An 18767-nucleotide genomic window follows, 5' to 3' on the forward strand; every position below is an offset into this window, starting at 1 on the left:
AATGCCGGAAGCAGGGATTTTATTCGTATCAACCTACCGATAATAAACATAGCCCTTCATTAAATTCCATGATCCAAACTTTCGGATAACAGTTGTAAAGGATGGGACTTCATTCGCTTTCGATATACTTTTCCACTCGTTAACTGTAGGCGGTTTATTAGGAAAATAGCTTAAAATTATTTTCTTTAAATCTTCCTTTGAAACACTTTGACTAAAATTTGTTATGGAATCAAGCTTCTTTATGCCAAGAATTCTTTCAAATACACCATGAGTCGGTAATTGATGTTCCTTTGCATATTGATTCCAAGCATAAATACCTGTATAAGCCTCTTTATGTTCTTTTAGTATTTCCAGTAATTCTGAAACCTCATATTTATAGGGTCTATGCTGCTCATTTGTTTCTAAATTCAACAGATCCTTAATACTATTCCAACTACCAAACCGTTGAATAAAGGTTTGATGATGCGGTAACCCATGTTCCTTTGCATAGGTGTTCCATTTGCCGACACTGGTAAAAAAGTTCTTATGCTTTTTAGCAATTTCTAATAATTCCTCGTCACTAAAGCGACTTCTTCGACTCAATCAATTCACCTCATTAAACCACCGTATTGCCCGGGTTTCCCCACTTTTCGCATAGTTAATTATTTCATTTTGTACATCAGCAGCATAGATTGGATAGAATGTTTCACCATCCGGCACACCTTTACATCTTTCAAGAAATGCTTTTATTTCTTGTGTACTATGTTCATCCTCTTCCTTATATGCAATTTGAAGAAGATAATAGGCCATATGAGCACGGTGCAAAACCGTTGGAATCTCATTATTCGAATGTAAAACGGATTGATAAAAACACTGAATGTCAGTGCCCCTTAAATAATAAATGTCCATCGAATCGTAAATATTTATAGCTTCTATTTTTCGTTGGGTATCATCATTTAAATGAATCCTTCCATCATTCCAAGTAATATCTATAGGTAAGGCTGGAACAAAATACTCAACCTTTTCCTGAGGAACAGGTGCCAACCAATCTACGGAATTGCTTGAATGTGTAAGAAAATTATATAGACCCTCTCCATGGAACCCATCATCAAATACTCGCGATCCAATACGGGGAAGGGGGTTGGGAAAAAGAATATATAGTTTTTTTAACGCTTTATGGTAACCAATTAACCAGTTAGTGTCATGTCTTACGGATGATACTGATCGATTTAAAAAAGCTTCAGCATTATCCTCATTGTTCCAATTTTCCTTCTTTGAAGCAACAAATGTATGATCCTCTCTCTTACTTTGATGAATATAAAAGTTAAACAACATTTCAACGTTATCCAATTCTTTATATTTACTTAACAGGTGCTTCAACTCTCGATCTTTATTATACACTTTATGAATAGACGATCCCTTCACTGAAACTTCAGTGAATACTGCTATCACTAAAAACAAAGGAGTTAAGGCGACCATAAAAAGTATCTTTCCTAACTTGGATGAACCAAGCAACATCAATAATGAGCCAACTAAAATTAGAGAAAATGCTGCACAGGCAAAGAATAGACATAGAAAGAAAATAACGGCTATCACATTAATAACGGTTAGTACATCTAAGTCGCTAACTAACCCCGTATTCTCAGCTATATCAATTAATCCAATTTTATCAAAAGCAGGATAGAACCAATCTTCCCATTTCCATACAAAGAAGACTACAGACAGAATTCCAATTAAACCAGCAAGCCCTTGGGCTTTTTGCATATTATACTGTTGTTTTGCACCAAGAAACCATAATAAGTCAGCAAGCATGGGTACCAACCTCCTTATAAACATAATATAATGTTATATACTGTTATGTTAATATTAATCTAAAAAACTAATTTTTTCAATTCTGTCCATATAAGGTATAATTTGATTTATAAGAAAATATACGGATGAGAACACCCCACTAGCCAAGTGATCAATGATCGCTATGACTGGTGGGGTGTTTTTTATTTAAAGGAGGATGTTCCTTTGTCCATGCAGTTAAAATTGACTTTTAGTGTTTTGGTATGCTTCAGCATGGTTTTAATAATTAATAATTCCTATATGGCGTACAGCCTGACGGGGAATTGAAAGATGGGGAAACTCTTACCATTCAACGTTATACGGTTGGGAAAGATGGAACCATACGGATCTTTCGGAAAAGCAATTACAGTAGATAAAGCAGTATTTGAAGAAACAGAAAATGGTAGTTTTGAATATAAATTAGTTGAATTACATGAAAATAATTGGTTATTTAAACGGCTTTTTTCACTTCTAAATAAGAAATGATTAAAAAAAATTATTTCATTTTGTTAATAAATCAGATCAGATATATCGTCTCCAAGGGCTTTTTTGTGTTATTGGAGAGTAGGGATGGTGAAAAAATTGGAGGTTGAAAATAATTTTAGATTAAGAGTAAAGGGATGAATTGAATTAATTATTGGGGAGCGTTAAATAAGTGACATTTTTTTGAAGGTTAACAAAATAACAAACCAATGTCTGAATTAGTTTGGGTTTTTATCTGAATTTAAATGTAGGTTGAATGAGGATTCGAAGGGAATAAAATCCTCAAAATACGGCCTTGTTAAACCTTTCCTTTTTTGTTAATACGGGATATTTAATAATAATTACTTAGAACTAATAGTAGGTAAATATAAACAAAGGAGTTTTTGTTGTGAGATCATTACCTACACTTAAAGGATTAGAAAGCATCGCGGCATATTGGGGTTTTATATTTCCCTATTACATTGTTTTGAGGAACAAGCCAAAAAAGGAGATATAAAAGCCATAAAAATAAAGTGTAAATTAAAATGCCTTAATGCATATGATCAATATCTTTATTTAAAGGCTAAATATCCAAAATGCTTTTTAAAAATGTAGGCCGGTGTAAAAAATCCACTGGCTTTTTTATTCTAAAGAAGATGACCTTGAAACAAAAATTTACAAGGTCATCTTCTTTCCGAGTTCTATTTACCGCAAAATTTTTCTATGTTTATATGGAAGAGATTTTTACCCAGCAACAACTGGTAAAAACTTTACAAGTCATCACCGCGCCGACCTGAGTCTGAAGCATGGTCTCCACGGTCTTTTCGATAAAGGACCACTCTCTTTCACCCCATTCGCTCTTTTGCCTTATATTGCCCAACGAAAGGAGAAAAGATACATGTCACAATCAAAAGATATGGAAGGAACAATCCCTGTTACCATTCATTTAAAAACTCATACCATAGAAAAATTATTTAAAATCAGTAGTTATTTATCATTACGGAACAATGAAGAAAAACCAGTAGAATATGTGATTAAGGCGGCCATTGCGGATTACCTGGATGTAATGTTACCGACATCAGGGAAAGAGAAAAAATATATAAAATCACTGCTTTTCGATGGGCCGAAATATGTGATTAAAAATCGCTTTAAAGAGATTATGGAACAGAAAAATATTAAAGCTGTTCAGATACATCGGAATACCGATATAAGTGAAAGCAACCTTTCTCAAATATTAAATAATAAAAATCAAAATATGACATTAGATTCTTTCCTTCGGATTTGGATTGCCTTGGATTGTCCTCCGATTGCAGATTGTTTATATCGCGAAAACCTAGATCAAGACTAGATCCCCAAAAAAGTGAACCTTAAAGGTTCTTTTTTTTGTTTTCTTCCACCTAAACAAAGATTTTTTTTTGCCTGAATGGAATAAGACAAGCCTAATTTGACATAAGGTAGGATAAATCATGAAAAAGGAAGGGTTTGTATGGTAGGGATTCTCATTATTCAAATGCTATGCTTGCTTTCGATTACTAGCGTATTCATTCATACGTTCACCAAAGGGAGGAGAAGTCGTGTTTCAAAAAAAGGAAACCTTTACCGTTTCTGAATTTTTACACTCAAACAATAGAAAAGAGACGCTAGAATCCCTTGAAACGAAAGTTCATTTTTTTCTGCAAGCCTATCTAAAGGAGGTGACAAGAGCAAAACCCAAACAAAAAAAGAAATACCAAGCCCTACTTTTAAAAACAGCATCCGCATCACTATCTCTACTCATGATGGCAACTCCCACATTCGCCCAAACCTCGCAGCTCACTTCGATTCCAACCGAAGTCGATGTTCTTCTCAAAACCCTACAAATCATTTGTTTAGGATTAGTCGCGGGGGTAGCAACCATTTGTCTCATGCTAGCTGGGGGCATGAGAATGATAGGACTGGGAGAGAAAGGGAAAGTGTGGTCAAAGGAGATCCTGAAAGGAACCTTGCAGGTCATCTCCGCCCCTTTAGTAGTGTGGCTTCTAATCACGATTGTCAAAAGCCTGCTAAGCCCGCTCCCAGGTTACCAAAATTTTTGGACCATCTGCGTTTGAACAGAGGCAGCATTTACCCTCTAAGTGTAATGGTGATTCCAACTCTATTTTTAACAGGGTGTTCCCTAGAAAGTTCAGCATCTATGTTAGGTGGGGCGTCAGATATTTTTCAAAACTTGAAATCCTGGTTCGATTCGTTTCAGCAATAGCCAAATGAGGATATACTTCAGCCAAAAAACCATATGAAAGAACTCATGATCTGGATTTTTAAATGGGTGAATATGGTCGTTTATACTCCTGTCTTTCTTTTTGATTATGAGTTTTTCTATCGTATGGTCGGAATCTTTTCTCGTTTATCTATGGGATTGGTCACGATTGTCAGCATGATAGAAGGGTTTAAGCGTATTGTGGGGTGGAGCGGAACATCTTTTAAAACCATCATCACAAGACTGCCCATCATGATTGCTGTTTGTGGATTTGCCCCTATTGGATTAATCAAAGCTGTGGAAGCGATGAATTATATCACCACTACGATTTTTAATATGGGAACTCAACTTTTACACCAATCTACCACATATCCGGATTGGTCTGCTGTCTATCTGTTTGATGATGTATTTGAAGCTTTAGGTTACTTCCTATTTATTCTTCTTTACATCGCTCTCTTGATTCCTATGATGCTCCATCATGGGCGAAGATGGTTTTCAATGCTTTCTCTTGGCATTTTGACTCCCTTTGCCATGCTCGGGTATTTATTTGACTCGTGGAAAGGCCTTCATCAGACCTGGTGGACAACATTAAAGGGATTATTTTTAGTGCAGATCGTCTATTCCGTATTTGTTACTATTTTATCGCTATTAATGTTTGCAGCACCTTATCCGACTTCCATTGAAGGGCTATATGCTAAACTCCTAGTCATCTTAGGGGGGCTGTATATGCTCGCTATCCCGCCAGCCTTTGTAAGAAAATTTTTTGATCAGGGTCCAACCCCAAAACAGTCATATTCTGTGATAGCTAAAAGATTAGGAACGTTATTGCTACGAAAAGGATAAAAAGGAGAAACCTATGGAACTTATATTGTTGGTTAATACTGCTTTTATCATGATGAATACATTAACGTTATTGTGGCTCTATTTTGAAAAACTAAGCACGCTAAAGTAAGGAGGGGGAGCTCATCCTTCGTCAAGGTCTATCTATTTTGGGGCGTTCGGATTCAGCCAACCTTTTCTATGGCCAACCTTCCTCCATCACACTAGCGGAAGCCCAGACATGGTTAAAGGAGATGTTGAAGGGAGAAATAGGAGGATTGGAGATTTTTTTTAGCGAAGAAAAGAGGAAGATTCAGCAAATTAAACAGCAAATCCAAACTGTATCCGAAATACCTGTGAAACATACGATTTTATCTGATCAGCTGTTCGAAACCTTTGAATTTTATTTGAAAAAACCTGCTTTTTATTCCATTGTGCCAGATGAATCCATTCAGTGGTTGTCGGCGATCGATTCCTTGAAACAACAGGCATGGATTCAATTATTATTTCAAAAAGATAAACAACAAAAGTGGAATTCACAATTAAAACAGCAGTATGACGATTATTTGCAGGGAATCAGTTATCCAAGTAGATTTGAACCTATCCGAAAGTTTCAGTTGAAAATAGCTTCTTTTGGTGAAAGATTTCCCCTATCCATTCCCTCTTTTGAGGGTAGGAAAGAACAAACTGTTTTCCGTTTTGTCCTTCGAGGATATGTCCAAGGGGAAGAGCGGGAAAGAAAGGTCTTTATCCATCATTTATTACATGGTTTGAACCTATCAAATGGGGAAAATCAATGGGGAGTCCGTTGCAAAAATGGGAAAATAGAGCTAATTGAAAAGTGAAGAAACCATTCCTTTTCTTTTTTATCTCCGGCTCACCCGTTTATTTATCAAAGTGAATTAGCTGCAATGATGGTCTGTTCATCCAGAGAGTACAAACCAAAAGTGATTCAAGAAACCGCCAAACCTCTAAAACCAAAAAGCCTGTTTCCGATTTTTCAATTTCTGCCTTGGGGGGACCTACGGGAAGAAGCACTTTTGTTAGATGTCTTTCAACAGGAGTTAAATGGAGCTTTAGAAAAGTTGGGAGTAGTGAAAGAAGAAGGGTTACAAATCACTGGGTTCCAACAAGGACCCACGTTAATCCGCTATACCATCAGGTTACCAAGAGGAATTAAATTATCAGATTTACAAAAGATCCGAACGGATTGGCAAACTGAATTAGGGATAACCGATTTATCCATCTTTCAGGGGAAGGAAAAAGGAACAGGTATGCTTTTGCTGCCACGGCAGCATAGACAAAGTATTTTTTTGCGAAATTTAGTCGATATCCAGGCTTTTCTGGACTTTACCAAAATAGCAACTTTGCCTTTTGTTGTGGGGGCTACTGAAATCGGTGAACCACTTTATGAAGATTTGACTCGGGTTAAACATTTGCTGGTAGCTGGCACCACTGGGAGCGGGAAAAGTATTTGGCTTTTACAACTCATTTTGTCTTTGTTGCTATGGGTGCCTTCTCATATGTTAATGATGTACCTTATTGATCCGAAGAGGGTAGAATTCCCGGGCTTTTCTTTCTTCGGTAATGTAAAGGTGTTTACTGAAGTTGAGGAAGCGAAGGGACTCATATCGTCACTTATTACGCTCATGGAAACTCGTTACAAAGAATTAGGGGAAGAAGGAGTCCGAAATATTGCTCAATATAATCGGAAAAGAAAAGAGCATCCCATGCCGTATGTGGTAGCTGTCATTGATGAATTTAGTGATTTTATCATGCAAGATGAGGAAGGAGAGATAGAAGGAAACATTGTCCGTTTAGCTCAAAAAGCAAGAGCTTGTGGGATCCATTTGATTATCACGACCCAACGGCCAAGTGTAGATGTAGTCACTGGATTAATCAAAGCTAATCTACCAAGTCGAGTCGTGTTTAAGTGTAGCGGGAGGAACGATTACCGAACAGTCCTCGATCAACATCCTCCGTTTAACTTATTAGGCAACGGGGATGGAGTTAGTTTGATGGAAGGGAAGACGCTTGTTCGATTCCAGGGCCCACTCATTGCCAAAGAAGAAGAACAAATGGATCAAATTATTGAGGACTATGGAAAAAATCAATCCGGACCCGCTCCCTTGTCTTTACCTAAACATACTGAACCACAACAAGAGGACGATATGGAAGGCCCGCTAGACGAATTGAAACGCTATATTGCTTTTTCAGGGGAGACTCGCATAACTTACCTTCGAAAACAAATGAAAATGAGAATGAATGATGTAAAAGAACTAATGCAACAACTTGTAGAAGAAGAGTGGTTAGAAGCACCGAAAACAAGGAATGCCGGATATCAGCTTATTTTATCTAGTGAAGAAAGAGAGAAGTATTTAAAAAAGAAAAATCCATAAATGTTACGAAAAAAAGAGCACTGAATTAGTGCTAAGGCTAAACGGTAGCAAACAAGAAAGGCGTTTTCCTTATATACGTTAAGAAATTCGCTTTGGTGAAATCACTGAGTATGCAAAGGGGAGGAAATGTCATATGGATCTGCAGCAAGAAAAGGTAAAAAACTTATTGGGGAAAACAATTATAACTTATTATTAGAACACGGATATTTTCCTATACAAATTGATTATTTTAAAATGGCCTTTGAATCCAGTGAGATAAAACAAAAATCAAATCCCATTCATTGAGTTTGGGCTGGATAAACCACAATCTGCTTAAGCAACCTATGTTACACCGAATCAAACCAAAATAGGGGGAAAAAGGGGATACCTCTAAAAAAGAGCAAAGGAAAAACAAATAATTACTACGTATCAACCGGTTACAAAATCACCAGTCAAAGAAACGAAAAAAAGGAAAACGAAAAGAAAGAGAATATCCAATCGAAAGTTCCTGTTAAGACCACCGTTCCAACGGAAAATGGGTTACAAGTGGATGAAAGAGATCCTGTAGAGGTTAATGAAGGTAAACCAAAAGAGGATAGCCAAATGAATGAAGAGTGGAAAGATACCATGCAAATGGGTGAATTGGAGATCGATTAAGGATTAGCCATTCACTTCCTTAATTATTTTCAGTAAAAGGGAGCCAGCAGTATCTGGCCTCTTTTACTTTTTTAAATCACTTAAAATAATGGTGGTGAGTGGGAATGCCCCCTTGTGGCACACATCACGATAGATGTTAACGCAGGAAAAAACCTGAGAAACGAAGCGATAAGACTTCTAACCGTAGGGACTACGAGGGTAGCCTAATCAATTAGAAACCAATAGGCTTCTGTACTTAGGAATCCCCCACTTCAAGCACTCGTAAGAGGTTCTAAGTGGTAGAATGGTACTTAAAGTTCTACAGGTGTGGCTATTTTGCTGATATGTCAACGGGTTATTGGAAAGAGAAATTTAATGGTCGGGTAAATTGAATATCAAAATACTAATTCTCTATTAATATATTAGTCTGACAAAAAGAGGTGTAAAAAAGTGTCTTGAAATTTCAAAAATGATTAAGTATACAACGTCAAAGGTGCGATAATAAAGGTTTCAAGCAATTCTTAAAAATTACTAATGATTGTTTACAGAACATTTTTAGGGTGATATGATTTTATTTGTAAATAAGTAATTTTTAAAAAATACATCTTTGAAGAGGGCGGGATATGAAGCTTGGAGATATTATAACTGTTAAAACAGGAAGAAACCTTTCTAGAGGAAATAAGAAAAATGATTTATCTTTAGTTGCTTATACATACGAGGATTTAATGAACGATTTAGATGGGGCATTTTTAGACTCAAAAGCTAGTTCTTATAGTGGTTCAAATCCAACAGTTGGCTATTTGAGCCGAGCTGAAGATGTTGTTTTTAGCTTTGTTAGTTCTAAGGCCGGGATAGTGAGTGGGTTAAACCAAGGGAAGATTATAAACCAAAACTTTGCAAAACTCATTATTGAAGATGAACATTTGGATAGCAGCTATTTATGTTTTGCATTGAATGAATCCTACTCAATGAAAAAGCAAATGGCAATTTCCATGCAAGGAAGTACTGTACCTAAATTAACTCCAGCGATTTTAAAAGAGTTGGAGATTCAGTTACCAAGTATTAAGAAGCAACAAATGATTGGAAAAGCTTATTTCTTGTTGAGAAAGCGTCAAGCATTGGCAAAGAAACAAGCAGAACTTGAAGAGCAGCTTTATTTAGAAGTATTGAATAAAATAGACCAACAATAGAAAAAAGTGAGGAAAATTAAAATGTCTGAATTAAACTCAAAATTATTTAGTGCTGCAGACAACTTGCGAAGTAAAATGGATGCATCAGAATACAAAAACTACTTATTAGGATTGATATTTTATAAGTACTTATCTGATAGGTTATTAGAAAAAGTAGTTGAAATAGCAGATGAATCGCTAGGAGAATATAACACACAAGCAAAACAAACTCAATTATATAAAGATTTATTAGCAGATGAAGCGATAAAAAATGACTTGATTGAAACTTTAGTGGATACATTGGGCTATGATATTGAACCAGATTATTTATTCAATGTATTAACTAGTCAAGCAAAACAAAACACGTTTCAGTTGAATGACTTAAATAAAGCCTTTATCGATTTGTCTACAAAATATGATCAATTTAATGGATTGTTTGATGATGTTGATTTGAGATCAAAAAAACTGGGATCAGATGATCAACAACGAAACATTACCATTGCAGAGGTACTAAAAAAACTAAATGATATCGATGTGATTGGACATAATGGCGATGTTATTGGGGATGCCTATGAGTTCTTGATTGGCCAATTTGCCTCGGAAGCTGGTAAGAAAGCAGGGGAATTCTACACACCTCATGAGGTATCCGACATGATGGCTCGTATTGCTGCAATTGGTCAAGAGGACAAAAAATTGTTTAGTGTGTATGACCCAACAATGGGATCAGGTTCTTTGATGCTGAACATTAGAAAATACATTAACCATCCAGATAGTGTAAAGTATCATGGACAAGAATTAAATACAACAACTTATAATCTAGCAAAAATGAACTTGATCTTACATGGTGTTGATAAAGAAGATATGCGATTACGGAATGGGGATACTTTGAACAAAGACTGGCCGACTGATGAGCCTTATACCTTTGATTCAGTCCTCATGAATCCACCCTACTCTGCAAAATGGTCTGCAGATAATACATTCTTAGATGATTCTCGTTTCAATCGTTACGGGAAGTTAGCGCCAAAATCAAAAGCAGACTTTGCTTTTCTTTTACATGGGTTTTATCATTTGAGAGATTCGGGAACAATGGCCATCGTCTTACCACATGGGGTACTATTCCGTGGGGCTGCAGAAGGTGTGATTCGTAAGAAATTATTAGAAGATGGCAGTATTGATGCCGTAATTGGTATGCCAGCAAACCTATTCTTTGGGACATCTATTCCAACAACGGTCATCATCTTGAAGAAAAATCGTACCAATCGTGATGTTTTATTTATTGACGCAAGTAATGAATTTGTAAAAGGAAAGAATCAAAATAAACTTTCCAAAGAAAATATTATTAAGATTGTCGAAACATATAAGAAGCGAGAAGTTGTGGAAAAGTATGCCCATGTCGCTACCTTTGATGAAATCAAAGAGAATGATTTCAATTTGAACATCCCTCGATACGTAGATACTTTCGAGGAGGAAGCTCCTATTGATATGGCTGCAATTGGGTCAACGATCAAAGACATTCGAGAAGAAAAAGCCGAACTAGAATCAAACCTGTATGATATGATTTCTTCACTACAGTTTGATGAAGAAAATGCTGAATGGATCAAGGGTGCATTAGAGGTGTTTAGCCGTGAAAAATAACCATACACCAGAAATTCGGTTTCCAGGGTTTACTAGGGATTGGGAACTGCGTAAGTTGGGTGAAATTTCAGAAAAAGTCACTGAGAAGAATAAAAATAATATTTACTCCGAAACATTGACGAATTCAGCTGAATTTGGAATTATCAATCAACGTGATTTTTTTGATAAGGATATTTCAAACGAGAAAAATTTAAATGGTTATTATACCGTTCGTCCAGATGATTTTGTTTATAATCCAAGGATTTCTACCCTTGCTCCAGTAGGTCCAATTAACCGAAATAAGTTGGGAAGAACTGGCGTAATGTCGCCTCTTTATTATGTTTTCCGTGCATTTGATGTTGATAAGACATATTTAGAAAAATACTTCTCATCCAATAGTTGGCATATATTCATGAAGCTGAATGGAGATTCAGGTGCTAGATCAGACAGATTTGCTATCAAAGATTCTTTATTTCGTGAAATGCCTATTCCGATACCTTCAATTAAAGAACAAACTAAAATCGGTAGCTTTTTCGAACAACTAGACGACACAATCGCTCTCCATCAGCAAGAACTAACAGCCCTTAAACAAACAAAACAGGGATTCTTACAAAAAATGTTTCCAAAAGAAGGAGAGTCCGTACCTGAGGTCCGCTTTCCAGGATTTACTGGAAATTGGAAACAGCGTAAGTTGGATTCAATGGTGGATAGATTGAAGTCCTATTCTTTATCTCGTGATATCGAGACGAGTGAATATACAGGATACAAATATATACATTATGGTGACATCCATACAAGAGTAGCGGATGTTATAGATGATGGAAGCAACCTGCCGAATATTAAAGCTGGAAACTATGAACTTCTAGAAAAGGGTGACTTAGTATTAGCTGATGCTTCGGAAGATTATCAAGGAATAGCTACACCTGCTGTAATCACAATAGATATGCCATATAAGCTAGTTTCTGGACTCCATACAATTGCTTTAAGGCCAAAATCAAAACAAGTAGATTCTTTGTTTCTTTATTATTTATTTTATTCACCAATTTTCAGGAGGTTTGGCTATAGAACAGGTACGGGGATGAAGGTATTTGGAATTAGTGTTACGAACGTTCTAAAATTTGAAAGTACTTTCCCTTCATTAGTAGAACAAGCCAAAATAGGCAAATTTCTAAGACAATTAGACAAGACTATCACTCTTCGCCAACGCGAACTAGAAGCCTTAAAAGAAACAAAAAAAGCTTTCTTACAAAAAATGTTTGTTTAAGCAAATAGAAGAGGGGGATAGACATGACAAAGATACCACATAATGATGAAGCTGAAGTGGAACGGCGGCTGATTAAAGTGTTAGGGGAAGGGCATAATCAGTGGAATTATCGCCCAGATTTAAAAACCGAAGAAGACCTATGGAAGAACTTGCGTCAAAAAATTACGCAAAATAACTTATCAGAAGTTGGGGAACATCCTATTACTGATAAAGAATTTGACAATATTAAAACAGAATTACTATCGAAAACCAAAACCCCCTTTGATGCTGCTAGATGGCTTAAAGGGGAGAATGGAATTTCTCGCATAACGATTGAACGTGAAGACGTTTCCCTGGGTTCAATGTCTTTGGTGTTATACTCCAACCAAGACATTGGTGGCGGAATTTCTACATATGAAGTGGTTCATCAGATTGCAAAACAAAAAGCAAACATTGATGGTCGTGATCGCCGGTTTGACGTGACACTTTTAATCAATGGGTTGCCAATAGTTCAAATTGAATTGAAACAGGTCAGTGCCAAAGATGGTGTATTCCAAGCCTTTTATCAAATCAAGAAATATGCAGAGGAAGGGATGTTTAGAAATAATATCTTTTCTACCCTTCAATTATTTGTCGTTTCCAACGAACAAACGACTCGCTATTTTGCCAATGCGATGCCAAAGGACATGCATAAGAAATTTCTCTTTAGCTGGCGGACAACGGACAATCGGAAAGTAGAAAATCTCTATGAATTTGTGAAACAAGTCTTAAATATTCCAGATGCTCATCGCTTGATTGCCAATTATACGATTGTAAGTGAGGATCAAGACAACAAAGCCCTAATGGTATTAAAACCCTATCAAATTCACGCCATTGAAGCCTTGTTTACATCTGCTATGAAACATGAATCAGGCTATGTTTGGCATGCGACTGGTTCAGGAAAAACGTTGACGAGTTTTGTTTCTACGAAGTTATTAGCTCGCAAACCAGGTGTTGATCGTACAATTATGCTCATTGACCGAAAAGACTTGGACAATCAAACTACCACTGAATTCACCAAATTTGCTTCAGAGTTCAATACCGGTATTTCTACTGGAAATGCTAAGTCTAATAGCTTAATTGTCGGTACCGAAAGTGCAAAAGAGCTAAGTAAAACATTACTGTCTGATGCGAATTCTAATACTGTGATTATTACCACTCGTCAAAAATTAGAAGCTGTCTTGCGTTATGCTCAAAAACTTGAAGAACAAAAAGGCACCCAGCGCTTTAAGAAACTACTAGGACAACATATTGTGTTTATTGTAGATGAATGCCATCGTGCGCTAAGTGCAGAAGGGATGGAAATAATTAAGGGATTCTTCCCAAATTCTACATGGTTTGGGTTTACAGGTACGCCGATCTTTGATGTGAACAAGAAACAAGCTAAGGGCCGATTAGCACGGACCACTCATGACCAATATGGAGATGTCTTGCACACCTATACGATTAAAAATGCGTTAGATGACGGGGCTGTTTTAGGATTCCAAGTTGAGCACGAAGATACCATTGACCCAACATCATTAAACAATTATATTTTTTCTCAACTACGTCACCATGAAAAATACGCTCATTTTAGTGATAATGAAATTAATGATGTTATTGATCAAATGGATGGAATGGAAAAGGAAGCGTACCTTGCCCCCTCTTCCTTCGACAGTGATGAACATATTCAAAAGGTCATTCACAAGATTTTTCGACCGGATAATGCCTATACCAAATTTGATTTCCAAAATGGTCGACCGCAAAAATCTGCTATTTTAACAACAAGTTCCATTGATATGGCGAAACGCTACTATCGGGCAATCAAGGAAATGACCAAAGATCCAGAATGGTTGACAAAGGAATTTGCTGGGCATCCGATTCGAACGGGTCGTACTATTGAAGATCCGGACTTTCCTCGGGTTGCCATCACCTATTCGATACAGGAAAACGATGATAATTCTAAACAAAATCAAGATGAAATAAAAGAAATTATCAAGGACTATAATGAGTATTATCATACAGCTTGGTCGATTGAAGATATTGAACGATATAATGGCGATATCAATAATCGTTTAGCTCGAAAAAAGGGGGAATTTAAGGAATTTGGGAAACAAATTGACCTTGTCATTGTAGTAGATCGCTTATTGACTGGATTTGATGCACCAACGATCCAAACATTATTTGTAGATCGTAATTTAAGTTATGCCAATTTGATCCAAGCCTTTTCTCGAACGAATCGTACCTATCCAGGAAAGTCAAAAGGATTGATTGTGACATTCCGAAAACCTTCTACAATGGAACAAAATGTTAAGGATGCTACGAAGTTATATTCTCAAGAACAAGAGGAATCCAATCTTATTTATCCTACTTATGATGAATCGAACAAACGCTTTAAGAAGGCTCACAAAACGCTAACAACGTTAGTTCAAAATCCAACCGATATTAATGAACACTCACCACTTGAAGCCCGGATTGAGTTTGTCAAAGCATTCCAGGAGTTAAACAATGCCTACGAAGCCTTAGTTACTTATGATGATTACAACGATGATATGGAAAAATCAAAGGTACTTCAAGAACAGGTAAAAGCCTTGGAAGAATATATTGGTATATACAACACGGTTAAAGGGTCACTAATAGATGAAGAGGATCAAGGTGATGAACCGAATCTAGATTTCTCTGGCATTGAGTTCTATGGAGAAAATATGATCAAAATCTATGATATTGACTCAACCTATATTGACCGACTATTAGAAACATACTCAGCCAATAATCAGAATATCCGTGACGATATTGAAAAGGCACTTCAAAAATTAAAGAAATCGGAAATTGTTAAAGGGGTATACCGCGATATCTTGAATGCTATTGACGCAAAAAAAATAGATGTAGAGGAAGATATTCTTGTTGTAAAAAGACGTTTTTTCACTGAAGCCTATGATTTAGCGGTTGAAGAATTTGCAAATACTTGGTTTGTGGATGAAAGGGAATTGCATACATCTGCCATTCAATATGTGATAGGAAAAGACCCTATTCCTAATATTGGAGGAATTATTAACAGCAAGCAATTTGACAAGTACAAAGCCATACATCCAGATGCAAAACCGTTGAAATACGGACCAGAAATGAAGCGTCAGTGGAGAAAAACATTAGATGAGGTAATTGTACCTTTAAATGAAGAGTTGAGATAAAATGGTTTGAAATTAATGTTTTTTAGAATTCCTGTAAATAGTCTTAAAATAGCCGTATATCCTGATTTTTATCGAAAATACGGCTATTTCATTTCTTTGCTACATTCGAGCCGAATCCATTTTGACCAGGTATGTATCACACCAAGCCATTTTGCTGTTACGACCTAGTCACTTCCTTTATTCGGAAAATGGAGGTTTATCCAGATTTCTTCTTCGCCTGTCTAGCTTCTCTGCAGCCCTTCTTTGTTTTTCCCTGGTTGTATTAATGTAAAGTAACGAAATATCCGAATTGGTATGGCCTAGCTGATTCATTATTAATGAAATATCCCCATCTGTTTGCTCAGCTAAGTTTGTTGCATAGGTGTGGCGAAGCTTATGAGGGGACATACGCTTATCAAATGATTTAGTATACTTATAGACTATATCCTCTATTGCCCGATTTGTAAGAGGCTCAGGATGCCCCTTATAGCGTTTAACAAACACATATTCATTATCCCCATCCCCCGCTCCATATCTTTCTTTACGGACCATTAAATAGCGTTGAAGATCTTCTAAAGAAGAGGGGACGATTGAAACCGTATCTTTTTTACCGCCCTTACGAATCACACTAATTTCTTTGCTGGTAAAATCAATATCTTTAATCCTTAAATTAGATAGCTCATTCACCCTTATGCCGGTTCCTAAAAAAATCGATAGAATAGCAAAATCCCTTTCCTTATCCCTTTTATAATACTTTTTTTCACCAGGAGAGAGAGCAGCCTCATAATCATTTTGAACATAATCCAAAAAGTTAATATCCATATCTTCAACGAATATTTTATCCGTAATCTTTTTGGCTCGTTCATTTAAAGTTTCAGAAACCTTTTTTATGGGGATCTTCTCCATCACATTCCGCTCAAAGTAAGGTTTCCCGTCACGAACTTCGGCTTCCATAGTTAGATATTTAAACAAGGAGCGAAGGGAGGACTTATGCCGATTTACGGTTTTACTATCAATTTTCTTGGTTTCATTGTCTTTTTTGGATACTTTGTATTTTTTTCTAGCAATAAATTTAAAGTATTTATTCGCATCGTCTAAAGGCAGCGTGCTTAATGCCTCAACTGGAAATTCCTTTAGAGAAGTGCAAGTGACAATTCCCTCAGACATTAACCACTGAAAAAACTCTCTATAATCCCTTACATAATTATAAAGGGTGAGGGGGGAGCGAATATCTAGTTTATCATCCACATACTTAACGACAAAGGAGGGCATCTCCTTCAGAAGTTCTTCTAATCGTTTTTCATAATATTCGTGTTGCTTAGAAATAGCCAATAGAAGACACCTCACAATTTCTATTTAATACAAACGAACGTTCGTATAATACAATTTTTACGAATTCTTTAGTCTCCTAAATCTGAAGTACCTTATTTTATTAAAAATAATTTTTAATGCAGTCTTATATTCTAGGTTCATAATCACTGCAAAGTCGATATATTTTATATACATTTTTGTACCTATTTTTAAATAGTTCTTTTTTAATTTTAAGATGAAGTTGCCATTCAAATCGCTTATTATCTCGGTTAACTGTTCGCGTGTAATATATAAAATAAATATTATAAATATAATATTTATAGTGAAATACGTTGGAAGTAACCAATTTTCTCTTTTAACAATTTTAAAAATACTTTCGAGTGTAGGGAAGGATAAAAATAGTGTAAGTGCAATAGTCAAAATAGGCCCTAAAGCTGTGAAATTAGCATTATACTTTTCTTTTTTAAGGCTAATGACTTTTTCTATTTTTTGTTGTCGCTCATTCATTAAATTATTTTGGAGAAAATCTTCACAACTACGTTCAAGAAAACTTAGCATTTCTCTAACAGAGCCGTATGTATAGAAATACTTAGAAAACTCAATATTGTAGTTAAGATTTTCCTTAATTAATAAATTAATTAATTTTTTCAAAGAAGTCTTTTCATTGAGTTCAAATACAAGAAGGTTTTGAATAGTTTCCTTTTTCAAAAGTAAAGATTCAATTGAATTTATTGCTCCACCCATTGATAACCTTTGATACAAGAAATTTAATGCCTCAGTATCCTTTAAATCAAGATCTGGAGGAAGATAGGGTTTAACGGATTTTTTATAATCTTTTGCATAAGCGGATATGACTCTATTATTGTTTGCATAAAATCTCAAATACATAGAATTACTATAATATCTTTTGTTTAAGATATTTTCTATTTCACTTGGAGTTTTTAGTAGATAATCATGGATAGGGGCAAATAGTAACTTATAGATTGTTTCGCTAAATTTAACGTTCACTTTATCTTCATATTTATCCATCATATAAGCATATTCACTAAGTATTAAGTGGTAAAAATATTGTCCAGGTATATTAGGCCCGCTATAGTTCGCTGATTTATATATATACGCCGCATATTCTTTAAGTAGTATGTTAATGTTGCTACAACGTGCTTTTTTCTTATAGTCAAATGATTTGTTGCCATTTATCATAAATTCTGGAAAATAGGCACTTTCTATATCCAGACACCAACCATTTAGATTTATTTCATTAAATTCAATATCTTCTAGCTCAAACGATAACCAAAGAATGGCATAACCATGTTTGTAAATTGTAAGGTAAATACCAGGATGATACGATCTTTGCTGTGTATCCCTAATAAAAGGAGGAAAGAGTAAAAATCTATTTTTATGCTCCTTTGAAGCAATCCCTGTATATCTTTCTTCATCACGATATATATCCACTAGTTGATTAATATAATAGTCCTGAGAAACATCTAAATCGTCCACCAAATCATCTTCAATTTCAATTCTAAATCCACTTTCTGTAGCACCAAAGTAAATTTTAGGATTGTCACCAACTTTTTGTATACTTTGCTGGAGATATGATGGTACTGTTTCACCGTTTTCCTTATTCTGCCTATATTTTTCTTTCCGCTTTTGTAACAGTTCAGTAAAAGAGTCCATAAAAAATACTTCTTTATCTGGTCTCTCAGCTGAAATAAATAAACCTGTATCTCTAAGTGATCCTAAGACTTTAACATATTCTTTATTATCAATTGAACCTTTATTATCAAATAACTTAAATGCATAGAAAGCATTATAAAAGCCATGTTTAATTTTAGGGTTGTTTGACATTTTATCCTTCCTAACTGACAAAAATGAACCGAATCTCTATGATTACATCAATTCACATTT

At 35.6% G+C, this 18767-nt stretch carries 15 protein-coding genes; 11 read left to right on the top strand and 4 right to left on the bottom strand.

The features are described 5' to 3' along the window. Positions 1 to 33: 33 nt before the first annotated feature. The gene (locus AC1Q59_RS15890) at positions 34 to 582 is read right to left on the bottom strand and encodes a hypothetical protein (RefSeq protein ID WP_492366828.1); all 549 of its coding nucleotides are present in this window, start codon (positions 580 to 582) and stop codon (positions 34 to 36) included. Further along, a complete protein-coding gene (locus tag AC1Q59_RS15895) occupies positions 583 to 1791 on the bottom strand; it encodes a hypothetical protein (protein WP_492366829.1) in 1209 nt (402 codons plus the stop codon). 309 nt (positions 1792 to 2100) lie between these two features. Here AC1Q59_RS15895 and AC1Q59_RS15900 point away from each other — a divergent pair, with 309 nt between their 5' ends. From AC1Q59_RS15900 to AC1Q59_RS15950, 11 genes are all read left to right on the top strand, one after another. After that, positions 2101 to 2295, top strand: a complete 195-nt coding sequence (locus AC1Q59_RS15900) for a hypothetical protein (protein WP_492366830.1) — start codon at positions 2101 to 2103, stop codon at positions 2293 to 2295. 874 nt (positions 2296 to 3169) lie between these two features. Beyond that, positions 3170 to 3619 carry a helix-turn-helix domain-containing protein gene (locus tag AC1Q59_RS15905; protein ID WP_492366831.1) on the top strand — a complete coding sequence of 150 codons (450 nt, stop codon included), beginning with the start codon at positions 3170 to 3172 and terminating at the stop codon, positions 3617 to 3619. Between the two features lie 226 nt (positions 3620 to 3845). Further along, the gene (locus AC1Q59_RS15910; RefSeq protein WP_492366832.1) at positions 3846 to 4361 is read left to right on the top strand and encodes a hypothetical protein; all 516 of its coding nucleotides are present in this window, start codon (positions 3846 to 3848) and stop codon (positions 4359 to 4361) included. Positions 4362 to 4555: 194 nt separating this feature from the next. Continuing rightward, positions 4556 to 5350 carry a hypothetical protein gene (locus AC1Q59_RS15915; protein WP_492366833.1) on the top strand — a complete coding sequence of 265 codons (795 nt, stop codon included), beginning with the start codon at positions 4556 to 4558 and terminating at the stop codon, positions 5348 to 5350. A gap of 254 nt (positions 5351 to 5604) precedes the next feature. Beyond that, the gene (locus tag AC1Q59_RS15920; protein WP_492366834.1) at positions 5605 to 6171 is read left to right on the top strand and encodes a hypothetical protein; all 567 of its coding nucleotides are present in this window, start codon (positions 5605 to 5607) and stop codon (positions 6169 to 6171) included. Between the two features lie 66 nt (positions 6172 to 6237). After that, a complete protein-coding gene (locus AC1Q59_RS15925; protein ID WP_492366835.1) occupies positions 6238 to 7725 on the top strand; it encodes an FtsK/SpoIIIE domain-containing protein in 1488 nt (495 codons plus the stop codon). A 126-nt stretch (positions 7726 to 7851) separates the two neighbouring features. After that, positions 7852 to 8010 (top strand): hypothetical protein, encoded by a 159-nt coding sequence (locus tag AC1Q59_RS15930; protein ID WP_492366836.1) that lies wholly within the window; start codon positions 7852 to 7854, stop codon positions 8008 to 8010. Positions 8011 to 8963: 953 nt separating this feature from the next. Next, positions 8964 to 9530 carry a restriction endonuclease subunit S gene (locus tag AC1Q59_RS15935; protein WP_492366837.1) on the top strand — a complete coding sequence of 189 codons (567 nt, stop codon included), beginning with the start codon at positions 8964 to 8966 and terminating at the stop codon, positions 9528 to 9530. 21 nt (positions 9531 to 9551) lie between these two features. Then, the gene (locus AC1Q59_RS15940; RefSeq protein ID WP_492366838.1) at positions 9552 to 11144 is read left to right on the top strand and encodes a type I restriction-modification system subunit M; all 1593 of its coding nucleotides are present in this window, start codon (positions 9552 to 9554) and stop codon (positions 11142 to 11144) included. Then, the gene (locus AC1Q59_RS15945; protein ID WP_492366839.1) at positions 11134 to 12387 is read left to right on the top strand and encodes a restriction endonuclease subunit S; all 1254 of its coding nucleotides are present in this window, start codon (positions 11134 to 11136) and stop codon (positions 12385 to 12387) included. The genes AC1Q59_RS15940 and AC1Q59_RS15945 overlap by 11 nt, the downstream gene beginning before the upstream one ends. A gap of 23 nt (positions 12388 to 12410) precedes the next feature. After that, positions 12411 to 15572, top strand: coding sequence for a type I restriction endonuclease subunit R (locus AC1Q59_RS15950; RefSeq protein ID WP_492366840.1), 3162 nt, complete (start codon positions 12411 to 12413; stop codon positions 15570 to 15572). A 177-nt stretch (positions 15573 to 15749) separates the two neighbouring features. Here the strand turns inward: AC1Q59_RS15950 and xerS are convergent, their stop codons facing one another. Next, positions 15750 to 16883, bottom strand: coding sequence for a tyrosine recombinase XerS (xerS, locus tag AC1Q59_RS15955; RefSeq protein WP_492366841.1), 1134 nt, complete (start codon positions 16881 to 16883; stop codon positions 15750 to 15752). A 57-nt stretch (positions 16884 to 16940) separates the two neighbouring features. Next, positions 16941 to 18707, bottom strand: a complete 1767-nt coding sequence (locus AC1Q59_RS15960) for a hypothetical protein (protein WP_492366842.1) — start codon at positions 18705 to 18707, stop codon at positions 16941 to 16943. Positions 18708 to 18767 lie beyond the last annotated feature (60 nt).

The sequence above is a fragment of the Cytobacillus sp. MT66 genome (genome assembly GCF_058792595.1).